This is a genomic window from Chryseobacterium sp. MA9, from assembly GCF_024399315.1.
Lineage (GTDB): Bacteria > Bacteroidota > Bacteroidia > Flavobacteriales > Weeksellaceae > Chryseobacterium.
This window is the reverse complement of sequence record NZ_CP075170.1, coordinates 2,730,728-2,753,648: the sequence shown is the minus strand read 5'-3', so window position 1 is coordinate 2,753,648 and position 22,921 is coordinate 2,730,728. Positions and strand designations below refer to the sequence as shown.

The following is a 22,921-nucleotide window of genomic DNA, read 5'->3' as shown; positions in this document are numbered from 1 at the left end:
TGATTTGAAATTTGGGATTTGAAATTATTTTTATATTTTCACAATCTCAAATTTCGAATTTTAAAAACATAATTTATAACAATGGACAACAATCAAAATCCACAAGACGGAAACATCAACATCGAATTAAACGAAATGGTAGCTGCTGGTATCTATGCTAACCTAGCTTTAGTAAACCACTCTCCATCTGAATTTGTAGTAGACTTTATTCAGTTGATGCCAGGTGTTCAGCAAGCTAAAGTAAGATCAAGAGTTATTCTTGCTCCACTTCACGCTAAAAGAGTATTAAACGCTCTTCAACAGAACATCGCTAACTACGAGCAGCAGTTCGGAGAAATCAAAGAAGTTGAGCCTTTCGTATTAGGAGGAAACAACGTTCAAGCGTAAGATTTCTTTTTTACAATAAATAAGAATACCCTGGTTTTTACCGGGGTATTTTTTTATTCTGAACTTTAAGCAAAGCAGATTAAAATTACTTAATTGTTAATTTTATTTAATAAGATAAAAATATATAGTAACCATTCATCAATTTTATATCTTTGTTCAAGAAAAAGTAGAAAATACAAGATATGATTGATAATGCGTTCGCTGTAAGCAAATTTGGATTTTTAGGTGCTGATTTTCTATCTGAGTTGGAAAAGCATGCTGTTGCAATTAATATAAAAGCAAAAACTGAAATCATAAGAGAAGGGCAGAAAAATAAGTTTGTGCCTTTCCTGATAAAAGGCTCTATCAAGGTTTTCACCCTTAATGATGGAAGAGAACTTATCTACTATTATATTAAACCCAAAGATAGCTGCCTTATGACCTTCTCATCCATTCTCACAGATTACGTCAGCAGGGTATATGCTATCGCCGAAGAAGACTCGGAAGCCATTCTTATTCCTGTTTCCGTAATGCATGATTGGCTGATAAAATTTCCGGAAATCAACAAACTGTTTTATCATGAATATGACCGTAGATTTTCAGAAGTGATGAATATGGTGAATGATGCAGTGTTCCACAGACTGGATAAAAGAGTCCTGAATTACATCAAACAGCAGATTTCATCCACAGGAAACAACCCCATTAAGATAACCCATCGTGAAATTGCCAACAGTTTGGGAACTTCCAGGGAAGTGGTAAGCAGAGTTTTGAAAAAAATTGAAAGCGAAGGTGAAATTGTTCAAACTAAAGAAGGTATTAAAGTTCCTGTAAATGAAAATGTTAGAATAATCTAATTCTAATTGTTTGAAAAGTTTATTTTTATCATCGATAAAAACAATTTGGATGGTGACTTTTATCACCTGTTTTTGAATTGAGAACTCAATAAGTTTGTTATATCATAATTTAATTCAAATTGTATATGACGAAAACTCTCTTATTTTTGTCAGTATTTTCATCAGGTCTTGTCTTTGCACAGGAAGATCTGCTGAAAGATATTGACACGGTGAAAACCAACACAGAAACCTCACAACCCGCCTTCAAAGCCCTTCAGATTGTTACAGGACAATCTACAAAACTGGCTGCCAAAAAAGAATGGTACATTATTGTTGCTCACAGATTTGGAGATATAAGCGCAGGCTTTAAAGACTTTTTCGGTCTGGATCATGCTTCAACCAAATTAGGTGTTATCTATGGTATTTCAGATGCTGTATCCGTAAGTCTGTCCAGAGAAACGAATATGAAAACGTTTGAAGGAGCAGTAAAATACAGACTGGTAAGACAAAATGAAAACTTTCCGGTGGATATTGTGGGGTACAATGTAATGGGTGCCAATACTGAACTGGATAAAGATAATTATCCACACCTTAAATTCAGCGACAGGCTTTCTTATCTTACACAGGCATTGATCTCAAGAAGGTTCAATGATAAGCTTTCCTTACAGCTTACCCCTTCCTTTGTTCATAAAAACCTTTACGAACCCACCATTGAAAACAAAAATCAGTTTTTGGCAGGTTTGGGAGGACGCTATAAAATTTCAAAAAGAGTTTCTGTGAATGCAGAATACTTTGTGAATTTCGACGATCACAGTTTTTATAAAACCCCATTATCATTAGGGGTCGATGTAGAAACCGGAGGACATGTGTTCCAGCTTTTATTAACGAACTCCCAGATAAATTCAGATATCGGATATCTTACCAATGCCACTGGAGCATGGGGAAAGGGGCATATTTTCTTTGGGTTTAATCTTTATAGAGTTTTTTAATATGAAAAAGCTAACATCCTTATTGATACTGTCGTCAGCAATCATACTGACGGCTTGTGACAGCAGAACTTATGAAGAAATTTCTGATAATACACCAATCACTGCACCTGTAAAGTATACAGCAGATGTAAAACCCATTGTTGATAACAGCTGTATAGGCTGTCATTCCGCGGGAAGTTTTAAACCACTGGTTACTTACGATCAGGTGAAAAATAATATAGACGGAATTCTGGACCGTATTCAAAGACCTAACGGTGATCCCGGGAAAATGCCTCAGGGAGGATCGTTGTCTGCCGCTCAGATCAATATTTTCATAAAGTGGAAAGCTGACGGGTTAAATGAAAATTAAAAAAATTGATATGAAAAAATTAGCATTATTAAGCGTATTACTGCTTTCTGCCGGTTACGCTTCAGCACAAAAATACAGTTCTAAGACCGGAAAAGTAACTTTTGAAGCTTCAGTACCTCTGTTTGATGATATTTTTGCCCAGGACGACAATAATGTTGTAATTCTGAATGCAGATAACGGTGAAATGGCATCTGTTTCAACTGTCAAAAACTTTCATTTTAAAACAAAATTAATGGAAGAGCATTTCAATGAAAGTTATGCTGAATCTGCAAAATACCCTAAAACAACTTTCAAAGGGAAAATTGTCAACTTTGATAAAACAAAACTTACAGGCAGCCCTCAGAAATATACGGTTCAGGGAACGCTTAACTTTCATGGAGTAGACAAAGCTGTAAACTCTGCAGCTACTTTGTATGCAAAAGATGGTAAAATATATATGCAGGGTAGTTTTATGGCCAAACCTGCAGATTATAAAGTGACCATACCTAAAATGGTTACCAAGAAAGTTGCAGAAAACGTCAACATAGAATACAACTACGTAATGGTAAAACAATGAGAAATCTAATCTTAATTTTAGGACTATTTCTGAGCTCATGGCTATCTGCTCAGGGAAAAGCAAAATCAATATTTGATATTGCCAGAAGCGGAACAGTTCCTGAAGTACAGGAGCTGATGAAACAAAACCCGGATGTTATTAATCAGGTTAACGAAAATGGTTTTTCACCCCTTATTTTAGCTTGTTACAGAGGAAATGTAAGCGTTGCTGACTTTCTGATTGATAATGTAAAAGATGTGAACTATAAAAGTCGTGAAGGAACCGCATTGGCAGGTCTTGCCATAAAATACAACAAAGACCTGGTGGAACATTTATTAAAGAAAAAGGCAGATCCCAATATAGCAGACGCTACAGGATATACTCCTTTATTCTGGGCAGTAAAATCAGGGAATAAAGACCTGGTAGAACAGCTGCTTAAATATAAAGCAGATAAAACAAAAAAAGATTCAATGGGAATGACCCCTTTTGAATATGCATTACAAACCAATAACAAAGAAATTATTAATCTCTTAAAAAATTGATATGAAAAAAACTCTACTAGCACTTAGTTTAGTTCTTGCAAATTTTGCATGGGCACAGTTTTCATCAGGAACGGTAAATTTACCGGCAACTTCCATGACGGTGAAATTAGACACAACTCCTACCGGAGCAACAATTACAGTAACAGGTGACAGCAACTCTATGTTAGGAATTGGTTTTGGAAGTGTAGGGATGGCAGCAGGTTCAGATGGATTTATATACAATTCATCTACCAATAGAGACTATACATTCCCCGGTCCTATGATGCCTCCAACCATTGATCCTTCACAGGACTGGACAGAAACTTCTAACACTATTTCAGGATCTACAAGAACTGTTGTAGCAACAAGAAGCCTTGCCGGAGGTACTGGTGATTTTGCTATTGCCAATGCTGCGGGAGCTATTAACATCTTTTATGCGAGAAAAACAGGCACAGGTATTGGTTACCATGATGCAGGAAGAGGATATGCAACATTAACGATGACTACAGCCTCTTTATCAACCAATGAAATTGCTGCCAATAGCAAGAAAGTAAGTCTTTACCCAAATCCTGCTAAATCAACAGTAAACTTCAAAAACGTTGATAAGATAAAATCCATTGATATTTACGAAGCAACTGGCAGAAAGGTTAAATCAGTGAAACCGGAAGGCGAAAGCATCAGTGTTGAAGATTTAAGATCAGGAAGTTATTACCTTGAAATTCAGCTTAAAGATGGAACTACATCTTACGAAAAACTTATTAAAGAATAATTTTTCAGAAAAAACACACCTAAATATTTTTTTTTAAAACGATACCTCTGATCTTTCAGGGGTATCATTTTTTTATTAAAGTACCAATTCCAGAGAGATTGCTTTAAATTTTATATATTTGTGTATATCCAGATTCTTTAATAAGAGGCAGTTTCTTTGCCGTATAATTTTTACAACCAATGGAATTCAAAACATTAGCCAATATCACAATAGACGAACTTTTATCAGTATTCAATCATTCATTTTCAGATTATGTTATTCCTTTTCACTTAACGAAAGAGGTGCTTATCTCAAAAATTGCAACAGAAAAATTAGATATGAACTTATCTGCCGGAGCTTTTGATGATGGAAAATTGGTAGGTTTTATTCTTCAGTCTGAAAAAGTTGAAAATGGGGAGAAAATTATATACAATGGCGGGACAGGAGTAGTTCCTGAAAGCAGAGGTAAAGGATTGGTAAGAAAAATGTATGACTTTATTATTCCCGTTTTAAAAGAAAGAAATGCAAATACATTACTGCTTGAAGTTATTGAAGGAAATCAGCCTGCAATCAGGGCATATGAAAACCTGGGTTTTGCAATTGTCCGAAGATTACTTTGTTTTAACGGAAGTATTCAACAGGGAAAAGAAAATGCTGAGGTTTCTATTAGGGATCTGAAAGACTTTCAATGGGATCTGCTATGCTCTTTCTGGGATATTGAACCTTCATGGCAGGGATCTGTTTTCGTATTGGAACCGATGCCGGAAAACTATGTGACTTTAGGATCTTATGACGGAGAGAAGCTTGTAGGATATATTATTTATGGCCCAGCTGCGAAAAAAATATATCAGTTTGCAGTAGATAAGAATTACAGAAATCGTGGAATTGGAACAAAGCTTTTTAACGCTGTTAAAGAAAAAAATGGAGGGCAAACTATAGCCTTGAATAACGTAGATGACTCTTCAGAAAACACCAGCCAATTTCTTAGTGAAAAAGTAGGACTGAACAATTGGCTGTCACAGTTTGAAATGAAAAGACCTATTTAATGAGCATTAATTTTGATTTTAAAAAAATAATCGGTTTTAATATACTTTTAATCTCTTAAACTTTTTATGCAGAAGTATAGGGTGTAACTTTGTAGAAAATTTTAAAATAATGAAGCGAGGAATCCATTTATTACTGCTGCTAATTTCCTTTACGGCTTTTGCGCAACAGATCAATATTGATACAGCCCAAGTGATTATCCCTGGTAGACAGAACAGCACAGAAGCACAGTCAAAACCTTATGTGATTATGATATCTACAGACGGTTTCCGTTATGATTATGCACAGAAGTACAATGCTGAAAACCTTTTGAAACTGGCCAATGGCGGTGTGAAGGCTGAAGCAATGATTCCAAGCTATCCAAGTATTACTTTCCCAAATCACTGGAGCTTAATTACCGGACTTTATCCTTCTCATCATGGTTTGATCGATAACTTTTTCTATGATTACAAGAGAAAAGAAGGGTATGCCATGAGCAATAAAAAAAATGCTGAAGACGGAAGCTGGTATGGAGGAACTCCACTTTGGGGACTTGCTGAAAAACAGGGAATGGTATCAGCCTCTTTAATGTGGGTAGGATCTGCCAGTGATGCCGGAGGAATGAGACCTTCTTATTATTATCCTTATCACGAAAAATTTTCTCCTTCCGAAAAAGTAGAAAAAGTGGTGAACTGGCTGAAATTACCGGAAGATAAAAGACCTCATTTTATATCATTATATTTCCCGGAAGTAGACGGAAGCGGGCATCATTATGGTCCGGATAGCAAAGAAACAGAAAATGCTGTTCATCTGATAGATCAGGCAATTGGTGATCTTGTTCAGAAAGTAAATGATTTAGGATTAAAAAATGTCAACTTTATATTTGTGTCTGACCACGGAATGATCAAAGTAGACGGTGGTACACCTTTAGAAATCCCGGCTGTTCTTTTTGATAAAAACAGATTTGATTTTTACAATTCCCAAACCTTGTTAAGAGTTTATGTTAAAAATCCGGATGAGGTAAAGAAGGTTTACAAACAACTGAAAGCTCAGAAAACAGACGATTACGAAGTATATCTTGACAAAAAACTTCCTAAATACCTGCACTTTGCAACAAGAGACGACCAATACAACAGAATAGGACAGATTCTTCTGATCCCGAAAGCACCAAAAATATTCCTGGAAAAAGGCAAGAAAACATCTGTTGGAAAGCACGGTTATAACCCTAAAGTTGTTCCGGAAATGAAGGCTACTTTCTTTGCCTGGGGACCGGAATTTAAAAACAATCTTGTTATTGACGAATTTGCCAATATCAATGTCTATCCTCTGGCTGCAGAAATTTTAGGATTAAAAATTGATCAGCCCATTGATGGAAAACTGAAAGTTTTAAAGGAAACCCTGAAAGACAAGAAATAGTCTGAGGTTTAAAATATAACATTAAACACGAGTTTCGGCGCACCTTTGGTGCGCCGAAACTCGTGTTATCAGTCTTAAAAAGACAAAAGAATTTAAAACTTAGAAGAAAACTCTTTAGCAAAATCCTCTAGCTTTACATTACCTGTAACAGGAGAATTGTGATCAATAAAATCCTTCTGAACAACCCCGGTTCTTATTCCTCTACCCATTTCAACATAAAGATGAGCCATATCTTCAGGTAATCCGGCTTGAAGCATTCCATTTAAAGAATCTTCATCAGAGAATTCTACCCATGGAAGCTCAGGTTTATTAACAGAAGTTCCCAGGACCTTCGCAAAATCAGAAGCTTTTCTTACATCACTTACAATATATCGGATGTTGTTTGTATTTTCTTCTTTTACCAGTTCTTCAGCGGCTGCTTGGGCAATATCATTGGGATGTACAACGGGTACTTCAATATCTGCAGGATAATTTCCTCCAATAATTCCAGCATTTTGAATCAAAGGAATATCGTTGAAAAAATTATTATAAAAATATCCGGCTCTTAAAAAAGTGAAAGAAGTATTTTCTACTTCGTTATATATTTTTTCAATATTGTGAAGACCTGCAATAGGGCCATTTTCTACCGGAGATTCAGCGCCTACACTGCTTAGCATTACAGCTCTTTTTATATTGGCATTCTTTATAGCTTTAGCATAATTTTTTCCGGCATTGGTTGTGTTCTCCACAATCTTATTCGGGCTGATAGCAGGAGGAGTCATTACAAAAACAGCATCTGCTCCCTCAAATGTCTGAGTTAAAAACTGAACGTCTGTGATAGAACCTATGGCTGGAGTGGCTCCAAGAGATTCAATATCATGTTTTCTTGCATTGCTGCTGCTGACTACCGTAATATGGTGTCCTTCGGCAATTAATTGTTGTGCTAATGGTTTAGCAACATTTCCTAGTGATCCTGTGATTACAATTTTCATATGTAAATATTTTTTTATTTCTGAGAACAAAGTTATATTTGTACTTACTTTTATACAAGTACTTACCCTAAAGTATGTAGATATGACAGCCATCAAAGAAAGCTCAACCATTCAGGAAAATAAAAAAACAGTACAGGATTGTCCTGTAATGTACGTTATGGAAAGAATTGGCGGATTCTGGAAACCGATTATCCTGTTTAATCTTTCCACAGGTGAAAAAAGATACAGTGAATTGAAAAAAGCAATTCCTGCCGTAACAGAAAAAATGCTCATCCAACATCTGAAACAGTTGGAAACAGATGGATTGATTATAAGAACCGCAAAGCCCGTAGTACCTCCTCATGTGACCTATAAGTTAAGTGATGCAGGTAATGAACTGGCTCCTGTTATTGATGCTATGGCTGCATGGGCTTTTCAGGATATGGAAAGAAATGATAACAAATGTGCTGAAGGAAACCGATATATGATGAATCAGGATCAGAACGCTTTTAGCCTAAACCTGAAAAAATAAAAACAGGCGCTTCAATCCGAAGCGCCTGTTTCTGTTAATATCCTATAGAAGAATTATAAAGACTGCATGTCAATAACAAAACGGTATCTTACATCACTTTTCAGCATTCTTTCATACGCTTCATTGATTTCCTGCATTTTGATCATTTCAATTTCCGAAACAATATTGTGCTCTCCACAGAAATCCAGTAATTCCTGAGTTTCAGCAATACCACCAATTACAGAACCGGCTACAGACTTTCTTCCCAAAATCATAGGAACTGTATTCAGAATAGGTTCTAAACCTCCAAGATATCCTACCAAAACATGAGTTCCACTGATATTTAAAGTAGTCACATACGGATTGATGTCATGTACATAAGGAACCGTGTCAATAATCACATCGAATTTCCCTTTTACAGAATCCATTTGTGCCTCATCTGTAGAAATCACAACATGATCAGCACCCAATTGTTTTGCATCTTCAGTTTTTCCCGGAGTTCTTGAGAATAAAGTAACTTCAGCTCCCAGTCCTTTTGCTAATTTAATAGCCATGTGACCAAGACCCCCCAATCCTACAACAGCTACTTTAGAACCAGGACCTACATTCCAGTGTTTCAAAGGTGACCAGGTTGTAATACCCGCACAAAGTAGTGGTGCTACGGCTGCTAGGTCAAGGTTTTCAGGTACTTTTAAAACATGGTGAGAATCCACAACTACTTTTTGAGAATATCCTCCAAAAGTATGACCTCCCAAATGTTTGTCTTTTCCATTGTATGTTCCGGTGAATCCGTTCAGACAATATTGTTCAAGATCATGCTTGCAGCTGTCGCAATGTCCGCAAGAGTCTACAATACATCCCACTCCTGCAAGATCTCCAACTTTAAATTTGGAAACTTCGCTTCCTACATTGGTAATTCTTCCTACAATTTCATGTCCCGGAACTACAGGGTATAAAGATCCGCCCCAGTCGTTTCTTGCTGTATGAAGATCAGAATGGCATACCCCGCAGTATAGAATTTCAATCTCTACATCTTTTGAGGTTACTTCTCTTCTTACAATATTCATTTCTTTCAGATCTGCTGTGGTAGACTCTGCACCATAAGCTTTTACTGTAATTGTACTCATTTTTTATATTTAGTTTATTTAGGCTTATAAATTATTATATTCTTCATCCGTTACAGGCTCCAGCCATTCTACAATACCGTTTTGAGTATTAGGATTAATGGCAATATGAGTAAACTCACTGTCCGGTGCAGCTCCATGCCAGTGGATGGTATCAGGAGGAATATTAATAACATCTCCAGGATTTAAAACCTGAGCAGATTTCCCTTTTTCCTGATAATAACCTGTTCCTGAAGTTACGATTAAAATCTGTCCGCCTCCATGAGAATGCCAGTTATTTCTGCATCCTGGCTCGAAAATGACATTTCCAATCTGACAGTTCAGATTGTCTTCATTGGGTTTAAGAATATGAACCCACGCTGTTCCTCCGGAGAAATAATCTGAAGAAGCTTTTTCTCCTTTTGGAAAAATGGTTGTATTAAAAGTTTCCATAACGGTACAAAAGTCGACACTTTCCCGTAAATCAGACTTATACAGATTACCGAATTACTTACCAATTTTACAGACACTATTTCAGTTACAAATGAAAGTGGTAATTTTGAATAGAAATAAAAATATACTTCATGGACAATCAGGAGGTTGAAATCTATAATACGGTCTCGGAATACAATAAAATGGCGAATCATGAAACCCTGCACCCGCTGGTAAGTATCATTGATTTTTCCAAATCTGATCCTATATGCCAGTATAAAAGAAAATTTGGGTTTTATACCGTTTTCCTGAAGGATGTTATGTGTGGAGATATGCAATATGGAAAGCACAGCTACGATTATCAGGAAGGGACTTTGGTTTTTATTGCTCCCGGACAGACCTATGGAATTTATAATAGAGACAGATTTGTTCAGCCTGCAGGTTTTGCCCTGATTTTTCATCCGGATTTAATCAAAGGAACCAACCTCGGTAAGAATATGAAAGACTATTCATTTTTCTCTTATGACGTACATGAAGCACTCCATCTCTCAGAAAAAGAAAGGGAAGTAGTACTGGATTGCTTTAAAAATATTAAGCTTGAACTGGAACAGGCTATTGATAAACACAGCAAATCTTTAATCGTTAATAATATTGAACTGTTTCTGAATTACTGTATGCGTTTTTATGACCGTCAGTTTATTACAAGAGACCATATCAATCAGGGAGTCATCGGAAAATTTGAAAATCTGGTCGATGATTATTTAAAATCTGAAAATCCTAAGAATATTGGTTTTCCGATGGTAAACTATTTTGCAGAGAAGCTGAACCTATCCGCCAATTATTTTGGAGACCTGATAAAAAAGGAACTGGGTATTTCCGCCCAGGAATTTATCCACAATAAACTTATTGATATTGCTAAAGAACAAATCCTGGATCAGGCAAAAACAATCAGTGAAATTTCCTATGATTTAGGGTTTAAATATCCACAACATTTTACAAGATTGTTCAAAACGAAAGTAGGCATTTCTCCAAGTGAATACAAAATCCTGAACTAAGTTTTTTAACACGAATAGCACTGATTTTTCACAAAAGACACTATTATGATTAATGAATATTTGTGCAATTATTTACGAAATTTGTGTTTAAATAATTAAATTTAAAGAGAAAAGTTTTCACAGTTGTAAAGATGACACCCAATCAGCAGAATACCACTTTTTTTGAGACCCGTTTCGGGAAAATTCTAGCATTAAAAGAAGAAGGAATTATCAGGGCAAGAAGTATCCGTTATGCTTATTCTGAAAGATTTAAAAAACCTGTTGCCGTAGAAGCTTCTTTATCTTCGGTAATTATTTCTCCTGAAAAAACTCCGGTTTGCCCACAGGCCTTAAGCCCGCTTGTGGAAAAGATGATTGGAGCAACTCCTGTTGAAATCTTTGAGCCCGATGAATCTACCCAATATCTTTCCATAACCCGTCCTGAAACAGTCTCTGAAAATGAAAAACTTCCTGTTGTAGTCTGGATTCATGGTGGATCTCATGAAATAGGCTGTGGTGATCTTGCTACTGCCAATCCTGCCGAATGGGTGAAAGAACAACATATCATTGTAGTTGCCGTCTCGTATCGCCTGGGATTATTCGGCTTTCTAGGTGGAGATGAAACAAGGCCTGCTAATCTTGGACTTTTGGATATAATCGAAGCATTGAGATGGATAAAGGCCAATATTGTAGATTTTAGTGGCGATGAAAACAATATTACCCTTCTCGGGCAATCTTCGGGAGGTGACGCGATTGCTCACCTGATGATTTCAGAAGGAGTGGAGGATTTATTTCAGCGTGTGATCATCCAGAGCGCTCCGTTGGGATTACGTCAGAAAAGACAGAAAATGTCCGCGGAATTTCTGAAAAAAACAGAAGCATTGAAAGATGAAACCGATGTTTTAAAAATGGTGGAAGGCTACAAAATATTTGTACCCTCTATAATAAAATACGGTTTGAAAGCTGCGATGCCCTTTGGTACACAATATGGACATTTTCCTTTGTGTAAAGAAGAAGAGTCGGTGGAGATGTGGAAAAAGAATGCTCAGAAATTTGATGTGCTCATTGGTTTAAATAATGATGAAACTGCTTTTTATCTCAAGACTTCCGAGGCTGTAAATAAATATTTCGGAAAAGGATTTGGTTTAAAACTCATGGATAAAGCAGTTGAAAAAACTACAGCACTTATCTATGGAAATCCGGCAAAGCAATTTGCTCAGACTCTGACTGAAGCCGGCGGAAATGTCTATCTCTTCAGAATTCATTCAAAATTGAAAGACAATCACATCGGAGCACCGCATTGTATTGACCTTCCTTTGATTTTTGGGAATGAATCTGCGTGGAAATCTTCCGAACTGCTGAAAGATATCCCTTGGAACCGTATTCATGAGAATGGTAAAAAGCTGAGGACTCTCTGGGCAGAATTTGCCAGAACTGGAAAAATATCTGATACCTCCGAAAGACCGGAAATCCTGGAACTCCGAAAAATGTAACCACACATCAAAACTTATAAAATCTCTCATCTTGGCAAATTCCTCAACTGAAGACGCAAACATTTCCCTCTTCTGGATGGGTGGTTAACTCTACGTTCAATATCTGTTTGCTTATTTTATTGTGAATTATGTATGCTAAATCAGGTAATTGATATTAAATGTTTATTGATAATTATTATTTTTAATGTAAATTTAATTACTAAACCATAAAGAATAATAATTATGAAAACAAACAAAGATTTCAAAGTAAAAAAACTTAAACGTGAAGAACTGAAGAGTTTAAAGGCCGGAGATTTAAATTGGGGTAAAGTATGCTGTACTTCCACCGAGGACGGGCAATGTTGTGAATGGGCCATAGATATTTGGAATTGCCGTTACATTTATTGCTGATTTGAAAATCCTTATAAAATAAAGATATACATATGTATTGCTATGTATGTCTTTATTATTTCTATTAAAATTCATCTTATTCAGGAATCCAAACACTTACATTTCCTGCCGGAACTGGAAAATCTCCCCATCCGTTTTCATCAATAGTTACTTTTTCTTTGAATCGTTTCAACAGGTCTTTAAATTTTTTTCCGGCATAAAGCTGTCCCACTTCCATAGGCTTATTGTAAGAATCTTTATTGCTCAAAACAACAGCACATCCTGGATGTTGATCATCACCGGTACGAACCCACCCAAGGCAATTGGCATCCTCAAAATAATCCTGCTGGTCACCATAAGCATGCTCTTTCCGAGCTATTAATAACTCTTCAATGCCGTCTACCTTGGGCATAAATATCTCCTGATCATTACCTTCTCTATCTTTATCCACATAATGAGCCCCATAAAGATCTGGATAAAATATACATGGATAGCCGTCTTTTCTTAATAAGATGAATGCATAGGCAAGAGGTTTGAACCATGGGTCTACAGGAGCTTCAAGATCCTGTAAAGGCTGTGTATCATGATTGGCTACCAAACTTACAGAATGCATAGGATCTGCCTGAGTAAGGGTTTCATCAAAAATTCTCCTGAGATCATAAGAACCACCTTCCCTGGAAGCCGTATGGAAATTATTCTGTAACGAACTGTCAAAAAGACTCATACATCCATCCGTTACTTCAATATATTTTTGAAGCAGATGAAGATATCCTGGAGCCCAGTATTCTCCTACAGCGAAAATATTTTTTCCGGAATTGGAACGAAGCAGCGTAAGCCATTCCTTATAAAAATCAAAAGAAATATGTTTTAAAGCATCCAGTCTCACGCCATCGAAATCTGTCTGATCAAAATACCATTTTGCCCAATTATTGAGCTCTTCCCGTACAAAAGGATTTCGGTGCTCAATGTCATTATACATCAGGTAATCATAATTTCCTTTTTCATCATCAATCATTTCTTCCCAGTCATTTCCATATTCAGACTGTATTTTGAAGATATGGGAATCCATACCTTCAGCGTAATCCACACCACTGAAACAGGTGAAATTCCATTCAAAATCAGAATATTTTTTTTCTCTTCCGGGAAAAGTGAATTTGGTGTAAGATTCAATTTCGATGACGTCGGAGATAACTTTCTCCCTGTTCTCTTCATCTACTTTTACCACTTTGAATTTTTCCAGCTCATCGCCACCGGCTTTATGCCCAAGAACAATATCTACAATCACTTGTATATTTTGTTTCTTTAAGGCCTTAATGGCTTTTGTATAATCGTTTTTAGTGCCATATTTTGTGGGAATAGTTCCCTTTTGATCAAACTCTCCCAGATCATACAGATCATAGGCATCATATCCGATAGAATAACCGCCGTTTGTCCCTTTATAGGCTGGAGGAAACCATACAGAAGTAATTCCAAGTTTTGCTAAGTATCCGGCCTGTTTTTCGGCTTCTTTCCACAATTTTCCGTCGCCTTCAGAATACCAGTGGAAAAACTGAATCATGGTTGGGTTCATAGATTTGCTGATTTGGTTGATACAAGGTAGCAAAAAAATATGACCTATTCATTTTCAAATTCCTCAAACGGGATTTTTAGTTGAACGGAAACCTGCTTTTTTTCTTCAGTATTCAGTTGAGAGAGAGACAATCCGAGCAGGCGTACCGCTTTGTCAAAAGGACGGAGCTCCCAAAGTTTTTTCCCGGTATTGTAATACTGTTCAGGAGACGAAAAATAATCTTCTCTTGTTATGCTTCTTGTGAAAAGAGAGAAATCTTTATATTTTATTTTTAACGTTAAAGTCCTTCCAAGAATATTATTTTTCTGTAATCTTTGATGGATTTCCTCTGCAAGACTTTCCAGCTTCTCATTGATCTGCTGTTCATCCAGAAGATCCTCAAAAAATGTTCTTTCCACAGCCACACTTTTCTGAATACGATGAGGTTTTACTTCTGAAGTATGAATACCGCGTACTACATTGTAATAATGCTTCCCGGATTTCCCGAAAAGTCTTACCAGATCTTCAAGTGATCTCTTTTTTAAATCTTTTCCTTTATAAATTCCTAAACTAAACATTTTGTTAGCCGTAACTTTTCCAACACCATAAAATTTTTCCACAGGTAATTCTTCCAGAAAATGCTCTATTTTATCAGGATGAATGGTTTTCTGGCCATTCGGTTTATTGATGTCTGAAGCTACTTTAGCCAGAAACTTATTAACCGAAATGCCTGCAGACGCTGTAAGACCCGTCTGTTCAAAAATTTTCTGACGGATTTCTTTGGCGATGAGGTTGGCAGATTCCATTCCTTTTTTATTTTCGGTGACATCCAGATAGGCTTCATCCAGAGAGAGAGGTTCTACCAGATCAGTATATTCATAGAAAATCTCCCGGATCTTTTTGGAAATCTCTTTATATCTGGCAAATCGGGGTGGAACAAAAATAAGCTGTGGACATTTTTCTTTGGCAGTTTTACTAGGCATTGCGGAACGCACACCATATTTTCTGGCTTCATAGCTTGCGGCTGCCACTACACCACGGTGCTGTCCTCCTACGGCTATTGGCTTGCCTTTCAACGTAGGATTATCATGCTGCTCCACAGAAGCATAGAATGCGTCCATGTCCACATGAATAATTTTACGAAGAGGCAAAGAAAAATCCATATACAAAGATATGGATTCCTTTATTTACGGTAAATTTTTTATAGAAGGGAAGTGTGAAGCTGGGAGAGGGAAGTTAATGAGGTCGATATGGAAATTTAGGGCCAATTTATTGAACATTAATAAAAAGAATAACCAGCTCTTCATAGCACTAAATTACTTCCATCTTCGATCTTACTGCTTCCAGCCTCTTACGATTTCAGTCTCATGGTGAGAAGATGAGGTTCAAAACCTGCTTTTTCATAAGCTTTTATGGCAGATTCATTTTGAGCATATACATCAAGTCTTACCTCACTGATTCCCCTTGATGTTGACCAGGAAAGAAGTTCATCGGTAATCACTTTATTGATACCTTTTCCTCTATATTCCGGCTTTACGTACATAAAACCCTGATAAGAGTATTTCTCAAATTGATTGTAATATTTTTCTGAATTTTTGATCAGGGCATATCCTGACGCAACGATTTCATTATTCTCTTCAGCAACAATTACGGTTGCTTCCGGAGACTGTATCAGATGTTTTAAATCATAATAATGAATTTCTCCTTCTATAAGTGTACTGTTGAAAGGCCTTTCAGCAGTAACAACTCCCTGTTCAAATTCTAAAAGGATTTCTAAATCCTGTTCTGTGGCTTCTCTTGTGATCATAGTGTTATATATCTTTAAATTTTAAAACTCATTGAAATCCAGTGGTCTTCAATGAGTTTTTATGTTTTTTGGATTAAAATAAATGAAAGTTACTTTAAAAGTTTATCTATGGTTTGTTGAAGTTCAGGATCTTCAGGGGATATCGCATAATATTTTGCAATAGAAGATTTCTGATCAATCACCATATACCTTGGAATCCAGTTAAGGTCCACATAATTATTAAAATCATTTTTCCAGCCTGTAGAAAACCAATAATTTTCTTTGTGTTTCATGTCAAATCTTTCAAGACTTTTTTCAAATCCTTCTTTTGAACGGTCTAATGATAAAAATACAAAATCAATATTCTTGTTGTTTTCTTCTAATTCTTTAGCTTTTGGAAGAGCATTTAAACAATCTCTACACCATCCTGCCCAAAAATCAATGACCAAAACTTTTCCTTTATGCTGATCAAGAATCTGCTGGACTGTAATGGCTTTTCCTTCTTCATCTTCCAGTTTCTGTTGTAAGGCTTCTTTTGAAAACCCTGTTTTAAGAACGGCAGGAACTTTTTGTGAATAACTTATTCCAAAAATACCCATCATAAAAATTAATATCAACTTTCTCATCTTGTACAATTTCATTTGTACAAATCTAAACAATGAATTGCAATCTGAGATTGATTTCTGATGAATTAGGAAAAATTTATAATATTGATGGTTTCTATGAGGATTGAGTGAAAATATGCTTAACCACCCCGTCAAAAATTCTATTGAATTTTCGCCACCCCTCCGGAGGAGGAGAATATTTACGTTTTCAGTTGTAATCCCGGACGATTTTTATTGGTAGTTTTTAACCAAGCCTTTCACAACGGTAATTACATTCGGCATTGCTTTATTGGCAGCATTTAAAACTTCTTCGTGAGAAACGGCCAAAGCAATATCTGGTCCACCGAGATCAGTGATCACAGAAATACAGAATACATCCATTCCCATATGTTTGGCAACGATTACTTCGGGAACGGTGCTCATTCCTACCATATCACCGCCGATAGCTTTGATCATGCCGTATTCAGCCGGAGTTTCAAAAGTTGGTCCCTGTAAGGCAACATAAACTCCCTGATGGATCTTGATATGATGATCTGCGGCAGCTTGTTCTGCTGTGGCAATCATTTTTTTGTTGTAAGGTTCGCTCATATCCACAAAACGCGGTCCAAGCTCATCTATATTTTTTCCGCGTAAAGGATGCTCAGGCATCATATTGATATGGTCTTTCAGAATGACAATATCTGCCACACTATAAGCCGGATTTACGCCGCCGCACGCATTGGAAAGAATAAGATTTTGAATTCCCAGTAGATGAAAAACTCTTATCGGGAAAGTTACGGTTTCCATAGAATGCCCTTCGTAATAATGGAAACGTCCGCTCATCATCAGTACTTTTTTCCCTTCCAGTATTCCATAAATCAGTTTTCCGGTATGCCCAGCCACTGTAGTTTGTGGGAAATGAGGAATGTTTTTATACTCTAAAACATGGACCGGTTCTACTTCATCCTGTAGTTTTCCAAGTCCGGATCCTAAAACAACCGCAAAATCAGGTGTTTCCTGAATGATATTTTTAATAAAATCAGCGGTCTCTTTAATTTTTTCTAACATAATCTAAGATGATTTGATTGAATTCTTCTTTCTTATCAATAAGTACATTGATAGGCCAGTAGTAAACAATTTCTCTAAGATAGTCAAAAGTTTTCAGACGTACATAGTCTTTCTCTGTGGTTAATATCAGCTTATATTCCCCTAATTTTTTATATTCGGCAAGGATTTTTTTAATGTCATCATCTGTGAAATTGTGATGATCTCTGAACTTTAAATGTTTCACCCTTTTTGAGAATTTTGCCAGATGTTCCAGAAGTGGTTTAGGATTCGCAATTCCGGTGATCAGTAAAATATCATAATAATTCAGGTTGTTATCCGGAAGCATTTTATCTTTTCCGTATACATTTTCGTCATAACCAATGGATGAAAAGAAAACTTTCTGCCCATATGAAGGTCTTATTCTTGAGATATAATACCTTTTTGTTTCCTCAGTAAGTTCATCAGGACATTTGCTGACCATAATAATGTCTGCTCTTTTATATCCTGATCTTGATTCTCTCAGATCTCCGGCCGGAAGAAGGTAATCCTTAAAAAAAGGATCATTAAAGTCGGTCATCAGGATATTAAATCCAGGCTTGATCGCTCTGTGCTGCATGGCGTCATCCAATACCAGAACTTCAAGGTCCATATCTTCAATTACTTTTTTAGCTCCGGGCACACGTTCTTCTGAAACGGCAATGACGAAACGGTTTTTAAAACGCTCAAAAAGCTGCATGGCTTCATCACCCACCATTTTGTAGTTGCTTTCATAATTGGTTACTTCGTAGCCTTTTGTCAGCCTTCCATAGCCTCGTGAAAGAACACCGGTTCTGTAATGTTTGGATAGATATTGAGCCAGATACATCACCATGGGTGACTTTCCGCTTCCGCCCACAGAAAGATTTCCGACATTGATTATCGGAGTTTTGAATTTTGTCGACTTAAAAATTCCCAGATCATACATTGTGTTTCGGATACCCGTTACCAAATGATAACCAAGGGAAAAAGGATAAAGGTACCATCTTTTCATACGATTGCAAAAATAGGAATTTTCATAAGCATTTGGTATAATATTCTCAAAGACTTTTCAACAAATATTTCGTTAAATTAAAGTATTTTTGTGGAGTTATTACAATACATTGAGATACTTTATTGAATTTTCTTACAACGGAAAGAACTATTTCGGCTACCAGATACAGCCGGATGCCATTTCTGTGCAGGAAGAACTGGAAAAAGCACTTTCCACTATTTTAAGAGAAGAGATTAAAACTACAGGAGCTGGAAGAACCGATACAGGAGTTCACGCCAAAAAAATATTTGCTCATTTTGATACGGAAAAAGAATTGGATAATCAGCTTACACGCAGGCTGAACAGTTTTCTTCCGCCTGATATTTCCATTAAAAGGATTTTTCCGGTAAAAGATGATTTTCATGCCCGTTTTGATGCCACGTACAGAACCTATGAATATTATATCTCACTGGAAAAAAATCCATTCACTCAGGAATCTGCATGGCAGCACTGGAAAAGAGGTCTGGACATTGATGCCATGAATGAAGCCTGTAAGATTCTTTTTGAATATGAAGATTTTACCAGTTTTGCCAAATTAAAAACCGACAACAAAACCAATATCTGCAAAATGTATAAAGCAGAATGGGAGCAAAACGGATCAGAACTGAAATTTACAGTTTCTGCTAACCGTTTTCTTAGAAATATGGTTCGTGCTATCGTTGGAACAATGGTAGAAATAGGAACCGGAAAACTGAAACCTGAAGATCTTCGTACAGTGATTGAAGATAAAAACCGAAACGCTGCCGGAACTTCAGCTCCAGGGCACGGATTGTATCTGGTGGATGTGGGATATGAATTTTAAATCTTAGATTCAATTCGTCATAGAAAAATCTTAATTTTCAATAAAATAAATAACTATGACTGAAATTGATAAATTAGCCTTCGCATTACATCATTTTGCCGGACTTTCAGAAGAAGATTTCAGATTGTCTGAAAATTTTTGGCTTCCCAAGGAATATAAAAAAGGAGATTTTTATAATCTTCAGGGAAATGTATGTTCTTATTTAGGATTTATAGTTGACGGTGTTTTCCGTTCTTATGTCATCAATGGAGATACGGGTGAAGAAAAGAATGTTTTTCTTTATTCGGCTAATGGTTTTGTGGTTCCTTTTAAAAGTTTTCTGAATCAGATTCCATGTGATTATTTTACACAGGCTCTTACGGATGCTTCTATTATTTTTATTCGGCATGCAGATCTGCTTTCGCTTTATAAGCAGTCGCATCAGTGGGAGACATTCGGGCGGCTTCTTGCACAGGCAGCTTTTAATGTGACTATGACAAGGGTAGAAGGGTTTTTATTAAAGTCTCCTGAAGAACGCTATCTGGATCTGATGAAAGAGCATCCGGATATTTTCAGTAATGTTCCGCTTTATCATATTTCTTCTTATCTGGGTATTCAGGGACCTTCTCTGAGCAGGATAAGAAAAAGAATTTCAGAGAAATAGTACGATTTTAACCTGAGTTAAAGTTTTCGTCATTTTATCTGCGGAAATTTGTTTCATCAATTTAACAATACAAAAAATAAAAATTATGAAAACAAAAACAATCGTATTGATTCATGGGTTATTTGTGAATAATACAAGCTGGAAAGAATGGAAAACGTATTTCGAAGCTCAAGGGTATACGGTACATACACCTTCAAATCCCGGACATGAAGGAGATCCTGTCTCTTTAAAAAATAATATTCCGGGAGAACTTCGTCATGTAGGATTTGATGACACAGTGAATAATCTTGTAAAACTCATAGACAGTCTTCCTGAAAAACCTATCGTTATTGGGCATTCTTTTGGAGGGCTTATGGTTCAGAAGCTGATTGATATGGGAAAAGCCGCAGCTGGAGTAAGTATAGATGGAGCTCCTCCGAAAAATATTATGGCTCCTTTTTCTACCATTAAAATTGTTTGGCCGGTAGTGAACTTTTTCAAAGGAAACAGTCCGTATCTGGGAACAAAAGAATGGTATCACAAAGCATTTTTCAATAATTATTCAAAAGAAGAAAGCGATAAACTGTACGCAACAGTAGCAGTTCCTGAAAGTAGAAAACTAGCAAAAGATCCTTTGTTTAAAGCTTCTGCAAAATTAGATCTAAAGAAACCACATCAGTCATTGCTGTTTATTGCAGGTTCTAATGATCACATTTTTCCGGCTGAGTTTTCAAAGAAAATAGCAGGAGCTTATAAAGATCCCAACAGCATTGTAGATTTTAAAGAGTTTGCAGGCAGAAGTCACTTCATTTGTGGGGAAAAAAATTGGGAAGAAGTAGCAGAATATGTACTGGGCTGGATACAAAAGAATGCTTAATATATTCATATTGTAAATAGTAGGTATCTGAAATTTTCTATGACGATTTGTAAAAGTTGTAAAGGCAGTCCGGTTATAATGTCTTATTTTTGCATAGAATTTTTATTTTAATTCTTTCTTTCGATTCGTACAATGAAAAAACAAGATACCTGGGAGATTATAAAAAGGCTGTTCTTTATCGGAATGAAGTTCCGTTCATGGTTCATCCTTACTCTTATAATTTCTATATTCCTTTCCATTGTTTCTACTTACAGGCCGTATCTTACTATGCAGGTGGTGGATAATGATATTACAAAGCTGCATGATAAGGCTTTGATGATGAAACATATCTATATCCTTGTAGGATTGGTGTTTGCTGAAACAATTTTAAACTTTTTCCTGGTTTATTTTTCAAATTTTATCTCGCAGAATGTAATCAGGGACATCAGAGAACGGTTATATGCTAAGCTGATTTATTTCAAAACTTCATTTTTTGATAAAACTCCAATCGGGCAGCTGGTAACACGTGCGGTAGGAGATGTGGAAACAATTGCTACAGTATATACAGACGGTTTCCTGATGGTTTTCGGAGATATACTGAGAATTCTGTTTGTACTGATTATGATGTTCAATACCAATGTTCACCTGAGTTATATTACGCTGGCTATTTTACCTTTAATGGTCGTGATCACGAGATTCTTCCAGAAAAGACTGAAGAAAGCTTTTGGAGATGAGAGAAACTGGACTGCCAATCAGAACTCTTTTGTTCAGGAGAGACTGGCGGGAATGTCTATTATTCAGGTATTCAACAGACAGGAATCTGAGTTTAAGAAATTTGATGATATTAATATTACACTAAAGGGAGCATTGCTGAGAACCGTATTTATTTTCTCGCTGTTCTTTCCTGTAGTGGAACTTATTTCTTCATTATTCATAGGATTTATCCTTTTCTATGGAGGATATATTACGATCAGTGCGGGGGTGGTGATTGCCTTTATCCAGTATATTTCAATGCTGATCCGTCCTTTGAGGCAGATTGCAGACCGTTTCAATAATATCCAGCGCGGAATTGTAGGAGCAGAAAGAGTATTGGGATTAATGGATGAAGAAAATGCAATGCCGAATAACGGAACAGTGAAGAAAGATCACTTTGCCGGAAAAATTGAATTCCAGAAAGTCCATTTTGCTTATGACGAAAAGCAGGAAGTTCTGAAAGGAATTGATTTTAAAGTGAATCCTGGAGAAACTGTAGCAATCGTAGGAGCAACGGGTGCCGGAAAGTCTACCATTATCAGTTTGATCACAAGATTGTATGATATCAACTCCGGAAATATTCTGATTGATGATGTGGATTTAAAAGATTATGAGCTTTATAATCTGAGAAGTCACATCGGGGTAGTTTTACAGGATGTTTTCCTTTTCCATGGAAGTATTTTTGAAAACCTTTCCTTCGGAGATGACAGCATAACTTTAGATAAAATAAAAGCAGGCGCAAGGGAAATTGAGGTAGACCAGTTTATTCAGCAGCTTCCCGGCGGATATGATTATGTAGTGAGCGAAAGAGGTTCATCAATATCTTTAGGCCAGAGACAATTGCTGTCTTTCCTGAGAGCCTATTTATCAGATCCGAAAATTTTGATTCTGGATGAAGCCACATCTTCTATAGATCACGAAAGTGAAAAGCTTATTCAGAGAGCAACAGAAAAAATTACCAAAAACAGAACATCCATTATTATTGCCCACAGACTTTCAACGATTGAAAAGGCTGATAAGATCATTGTAATGGAACATGGTAAAATTGTAGAAGAAGGGAAACACCTTGAGCTTTTGGATAAGAACGGGTATTATGCCACTCTTTACAAAGCCCAGCTGCGTCATGAAGTGGAAATGGAAGAAGAAAAAGAATCATAATCAATAAGGGATTATAATAAACA

General features: G+C 36.4%; 25 protein-coding genes. 16 read left to right on the top strand and 9 right to left on the bottom strand.

The window, feature by feature from the left end:
• Positions 1-81: 81 nt before the first annotated feature.
• From KIK00_RS12495 to KIK00_RS12455, 9 genes are all read left to right on the top strand, one after another.
• Entirely contained in the window at positions 82-387 is a 306-nt protein-coding gene (locus tag KIK00_RS12495; protein ID WP_002976436.1) for a DUF3467 domain-containing protein, read from the top strand.
• A gap of 182 nt (positions 388-569) precedes the next feature.
• The gene (locus KIK00_RS12490; protein WP_255812736.1) at positions 570-1,220 is read left to right on the top strand and encodes a Crp/Fnr family transcriptional regulator; all 651 of its coding nucleotides are present in this window, start codon (positions 570-572) and stop codon (positions 1,218-1,220) included.
• Between the two features lie 125 nt (positions 1,221-1,345).
• Positions 1,346-2,188: a DUF5777 family beta-barrel protein gene (locus tag KIK00_RS12485; protein WP_255812735.1), complete on the top strand. Its 843-nt coding sequence runs from the start codon at positions 1,346-1,348 to the stop codon at positions 2,186-2,188.
• A 1-nt stretch (position 2,189) separates the two neighbouring features.
• Entirely contained in the window at positions 2,190-2,537 is a 348-nt protein-coding gene (locus KIK00_RS12480) for a hypothetical protein (RefSeq protein WP_228406421.1), read from the top strand.
• A 10-nt stretch (positions 2,538-2,547) separates the two neighbouring features.
• On the top strand, positions 2,548-3,093 hold the full coding sequence (locus KIK00_RS12475; protein ID WP_255812734.1) for a YceI family protein: 546 nt from the start codon (positions 2,548-2,550) through the stop codon (positions 3,091-3,093).
• A complete protein-coding gene (locus KIK00_RS12470) occupies positions 3,090-3,614 on the top strand; it encodes an ankyrin repeat domain-containing protein (protein ID WP_255812733.1) in 525 nt (174 codons plus the stop codon). The genes KIK00_RS12475 and KIK00_RS12470 overlap by 4 nt, the downstream gene beginning before the upstream one ends.
• A gap of 1 nt (position 3,615) precedes the next feature.
• Positions 3,616-4,362 (top strand): T9SS type A sorting domain-containing protein, encoded by a 747-nt coding sequence (locus tag KIK00_RS12465; RefSeq protein ID WP_255812732.1) that lies wholly within the window; start codon positions 3,616-3,618, stop codon positions 4,360-4,362.
• Positions 4,363-4,541: 179 nt separating this feature from the next.
• Positions 4,542-5,387 (top strand): GNAT family N-acetyltransferase, encoded by an 846-nt coding sequence (locus KIK00_RS12460; RefSeq protein ID WP_255812731.1) that lies wholly within the window; start codon positions 4,542-4,544, stop codon positions 5,385-5,387.
• A gap of 109 nt (positions 5,388-5,496) precedes the next feature.
• Positions 5,497-6,780: an ectonucleotide pyrophosphatase/phosphodiesterase gene (locus tag KIK00_RS12455; protein WP_255812730.1), complete on the top strand. Its 1,284-nt coding sequence runs from the start codon at positions 5,497-5,499 to the stop codon at positions 6,778-6,780.
• Between the two features lie 92 nt (positions 6,781-6,872).
• Here the strand turns inward: KIK00_RS12455 and KIK00_RS12450 are convergent, their stop codons facing one another.
• Positions 6,873-7,751, bottom strand: coding sequence for an NAD(P)H-binding protein (locus KIK00_RS12450; RefSeq protein ID WP_255812729.1), 879 nt, complete (start codon positions 7,749-7,751; stop codon positions 6,873-6,875).
• 82 nt (positions 7,752-7,833) lie between these two features.
• On the opposite strand from KIK00_RS12450, the gene KIK00_RS12445 reads away from it, so the two are divergent.
• The gene (locus KIK00_RS12445; protein WP_255812728.1) at positions 7,834-8,262 is read left to right on the top strand and encodes a helix-turn-helix domain-containing protein; all 429 of its coding nucleotides are present in this window, start codon (positions 7,834-7,836) and stop codon (positions 8,260-8,262) included.
• Positions 8,263-8,315: 53 nt separating this feature from the next.
• Here the strand turns inward: KIK00_RS12445 and KIK00_RS12440 are convergent, their stop codons facing one another.
• A complete protein-coding gene (locus tag KIK00_RS12440) occupies positions 8,316-9,368 on the bottom strand; it encodes an NAD(P)-dependent alcohol dehydrogenase (protein ID WP_304664979.1) in 1,053 nt (350 codons plus the stop codon).
• A 24-nt stretch (positions 9,369-9,392) separates the two neighbouring features.
• On the bottom strand, positions 9,393-9,797 hold the full coding sequence (locus KIK00_RS12435; RefSeq protein WP_255812727.1) for a cupin domain-containing protein: 405 nt from the start codon (positions 9,795-9,797) through the stop codon (positions 9,393-9,395).
• Positions 9,798-9,928: 131 nt separating this feature from the next.
• Here KIK00_RS12435 and KIK00_RS12430 point away from each other — a divergent pair, with 131 nt between their 5' ends.
• Both KIK00_RS12430 and KIK00_RS12425 read left to right on the top strand, forming a co-directional pair.
• Positions 9,929-10,831 (top strand): AraC family transcriptional regulator, encoded by a 903-nt coding sequence (locus KIK00_RS12430; protein ID WP_255812726.1) that lies wholly within the window; start codon positions 9,929-9,931, stop codon positions 10,829-10,831.
• A 131-nt stretch (positions 10,832-10,962) separates the two neighbouring features.
• Positions 10,963-12,303 (top strand): carboxylesterase family protein, encoded by a 1,341-nt coding sequence (locus KIK00_RS12425; protein ID WP_255812725.1) that lies wholly within the window; start codon positions 10,963-10,965, stop codon positions 12,301-12,303.
• Between the two features lie 466 nt (positions 12,304-12,769).
• On the opposite strand, the gene KIK00_RS12420 is transcribed toward KIK00_RS12425, so the two are convergent.
• The 6 genes from KIK00_RS12420 to lpxK form a co-directional block, all read right to left on the bottom strand.
• Positions 12,770-14,242 carry an alpha-amylase gene (locus KIK00_RS12420; protein ID WP_255812724.1) on the bottom strand — a complete coding sequence of 491 codons (1,473 nt, stop codon included), beginning with the start codon at positions 14,240-14,242 and terminating at the stop codon, positions 12,770-12,772.
• A gap of 44 nt (positions 14,243-14,286) precedes the next feature.
• A complete protein-coding gene (gene dinB, locus KIK00_RS12415) occupies positions 14,287-15,384 on the bottom strand; it encodes a DNA polymerase IV (RefSeq protein ID WP_255812723.1) in 1,098 nt (365 codons plus the stop codon).
• A gap of 188 nt (positions 15,385-15,572) precedes the next feature.
• Entirely contained in the window at positions 15,573-16,028 is a 456-nt protein-coding gene (locus KIK00_RS12410; RefSeq protein WP_255812722.1) for a GNAT family N-acetyltransferase, read from the bottom strand.
• Positions 16,029-16,117: 89 nt separating this feature from the next.
• Complete coding sequence (locus tag KIK00_RS12405) at positions 16,118-16,633, bottom strand: thioredoxin family protein (protein WP_255812721.1); 516 nt, start codon at positions 16,631-16,633, stop codon at positions 16,118-16,120.
• 210 nt (positions 16,634-16,843) lie between these two features.
• Positions 16,844-17,659: a purine-nucleoside phosphorylase gene (locus KIK00_RS12400; protein WP_255812720.1), complete on the bottom strand. Its 816-nt coding sequence runs from the start codon at positions 17,657-17,659 to the stop codon at positions 16,844-16,846.
• Positions 17,643-18,668: a tetraacyldisaccharide 4'-kinase gene (lpxK, locus tag KIK00_RS12395; protein WP_255812719.1), complete on the bottom strand. Its 1,026-nt coding sequence runs from the start codon at positions 18,666-18,668 to the stop codon at positions 17,643-17,645. The genes KIK00_RS12400 and lpxK overlap by 17 nt, the downstream gene beginning before the upstream one ends.
• A 109-nt stretch (positions 18,669-18,777) precedes the next feature.
• Here lpxK and truA point away from each other — a divergent pair, with 109 nt between their 5' ends.
• From truA to KIK00_RS12375, 4 genes are all read left to right on the top strand, one after another.
• Positions 18,778-19,509 carry a tRNA pseudouridine(38-40) synthase TruA gene (gene truA, locus KIK00_RS12390; RefSeq protein WP_047379205.1) on the top strand — a complete coding sequence of 244 codons (732 nt, stop codon included), beginning with the start codon at positions 18,778-18,780 and terminating at the stop codon, positions 19,507-19,509.
• A 55-nt stretch (positions 19,510-19,564) separates the two neighbouring features.
• Positions 19,565-20,152, top strand: a complete 588-nt coding sequence (locus KIK00_RS12385; protein ID WP_255812718.1) for a Crp/Fnr family transcriptional regulator — start codon at positions 19,565-19,567, stop codon at positions 20,150-20,152.
• 85 nt (positions 20,153-20,237) lie between these two features.
• Entirely contained in the window at positions 20,238-21,008 is a 771-nt protein-coding gene (locus tag KIK00_RS12380) for a carboxylesterase (protein WP_255812717.1), read from the top strand.
• 132 nt (positions 21,009-21,140) lie between these two features.
• Positions 21,141-22,898: an ABC transporter ATP-binding protein gene (locus tag KIK00_RS12375; protein WP_255812716.1), complete on the top strand. Its 1,758-nt coding sequence runs from the start codon at positions 21,141-21,143 to the stop codon at positions 22,896-22,898.
• Positions 22,899-22,921 lie beyond the last annotated feature (23 nt).

Coding starts and splice junctions, on each gene's coding strand:
- KIK00_RS12495 (WP_002976436.1), top strand. CDS start 82: ATGGACAACAATCAAAATCCACAAGACGGAAACATCAACATCGAATTA.
- KIK00_RS12490 (WP_255812736.1), top strand. CDS start 570: ATGATTGATAATGCGTTCGCTGTAAGCAAATTTGGATTTTTAGGTGCT.
- KIK00_RS12485 (WP_255812735.1), top strand. CDS start 1,346: ATGACGAAAACTCTCTTATTTTTGTCAGTATTTTCATCAGGTCTTGTC.
- KIK00_RS12480 (WP_228406421.1), top strand. CDS start 2,190: ATGAAAAAGCTAACATCCTTATTGATACTGTCGTCAGCAATCATACTG.
- KIK00_RS12475 (WP_255812734.1), top strand. CDS start 2,548: ATGAAAAAATTAGCATTATTAAGCGTATTACTGCTTTCTGCCGGTTAC.
- KIK00_RS12470 (WP_255812733.1), top strand. CDS start 3,090: ATGAGAAATCTAATCTTAATTTTAGGACTATTTCTGAGCTCATGGCTA.
- KIK00_RS12465 (WP_255812732.1), top strand. CDS start 3,616: ATGAAAAAAACTCTACTAGCACTTAGTTTAGTTCTTGCAAATTTTGCA.
- KIK00_RS12460 (WP_255812731.1), top strand. CDS start 4,542: ATGGAATTCAAAACATTAGCCAATATCACAATAGACGAACTTTTATCA.
- KIK00_RS12455 (WP_255812730.1), top strand. CDS start 5,497: ATGAAGCGAGGAATCCATTTATTACTGCTGCTAATTTCCTTTACGGCT.
- KIK00_RS12450 (WP_255812729.1), bottom strand. CDS start 7,751: ATGAAAATTGTAATCACAGGATCACTAGGAAATGTTGCTAAACCATTA.
- KIK00_RS12445 (WP_255812728.1), top strand. CDS start 7,834: ATGACAGCCATCAAAGAAAGCTCAACCATTCAGGAAAATAAAAAAACA.
- KIK00_RS12440 (WP_304664979.1), bottom strand. CDS start 9,368: ATGAGTACAATTACAGTAAAAGCTTATGGTGCAGAGTCTACCACAGCA.
- KIK00_RS12435 (WP_255812727.1), bottom strand. CDS start 9,797: ATGGAAACTTTTAATACAACCATTTTTCCAAAAGGAGAAAAAGCTTCT.
- KIK00_RS12430 (WP_255812726.1), top strand. CDS start 9,929: ATGGACAATCAGGAGGTTGAAATCTATAATACGGTCTCGGAATACAAT.
- KIK00_RS12425 (WP_255812725.1), top strand. CDS start 10,963: ATGACACCCAATCAGCAGAATACCACTTTTTTTGAGACCCGTTTCGGG.
- KIK00_RS12420 (WP_255812724.1), bottom strand. CDS start 14,242: ATGAACCCAACCATGATTCAGTTTTTCCACTGGTATTCTGAAGGCGAC.
- dinB (WP_255812723.1), bottom strand. CDS start 15,384: ATGGATTTTTCTTTGCCTCTTCGTAAAATTATTCATGTGGACATGGAC.
- KIK00_RS12410 (WP_255812722.1), bottom strand. CDS start 16,028: ATGATCACAAGAGAAGCCACAGAACAGGATTTAGAAATCCTTTTAGAA.
- KIK00_RS12405 (WP_255812721.1), bottom strand. CDS start 16,633: ATGAGAAAGTTGATATTAATTTTTATGATGGGTATTTTTGGAATAAGT.
- KIK00_RS12400 (WP_255812720.1), bottom strand. CDS start 17,659: ATGTTAGAAAAAATTAAAGAGACCGCTGATTTTATTAAAAATATCATT.
- lpxK (WP_255812719.1), bottom strand. CDS start 18,668: ATGAAAAGATGGTACCTTTATCCTTTTTCCCTTGGTTATCATTTGGTA.
- KIK00_RS12385 (WP_255812718.1), top strand. CDS start 19,565: ATGACTGAAATTGATAAATTAGCCTTCGCATTACATCATTTTGCCGGA.
- KIK00_RS12380 (WP_255812717.1), top strand. CDS start 20,238: ATGAAAACAAAAACAATCGTATTGATTCATGGGTTATTTGTGAATAAT.
- KIK00_RS12375 (WP_255812716.1), top strand. CDS start 21,141: ATGAAAAAACAAGATACCTGGGAGATTATAAAAAGGCTGTTCTTTATC.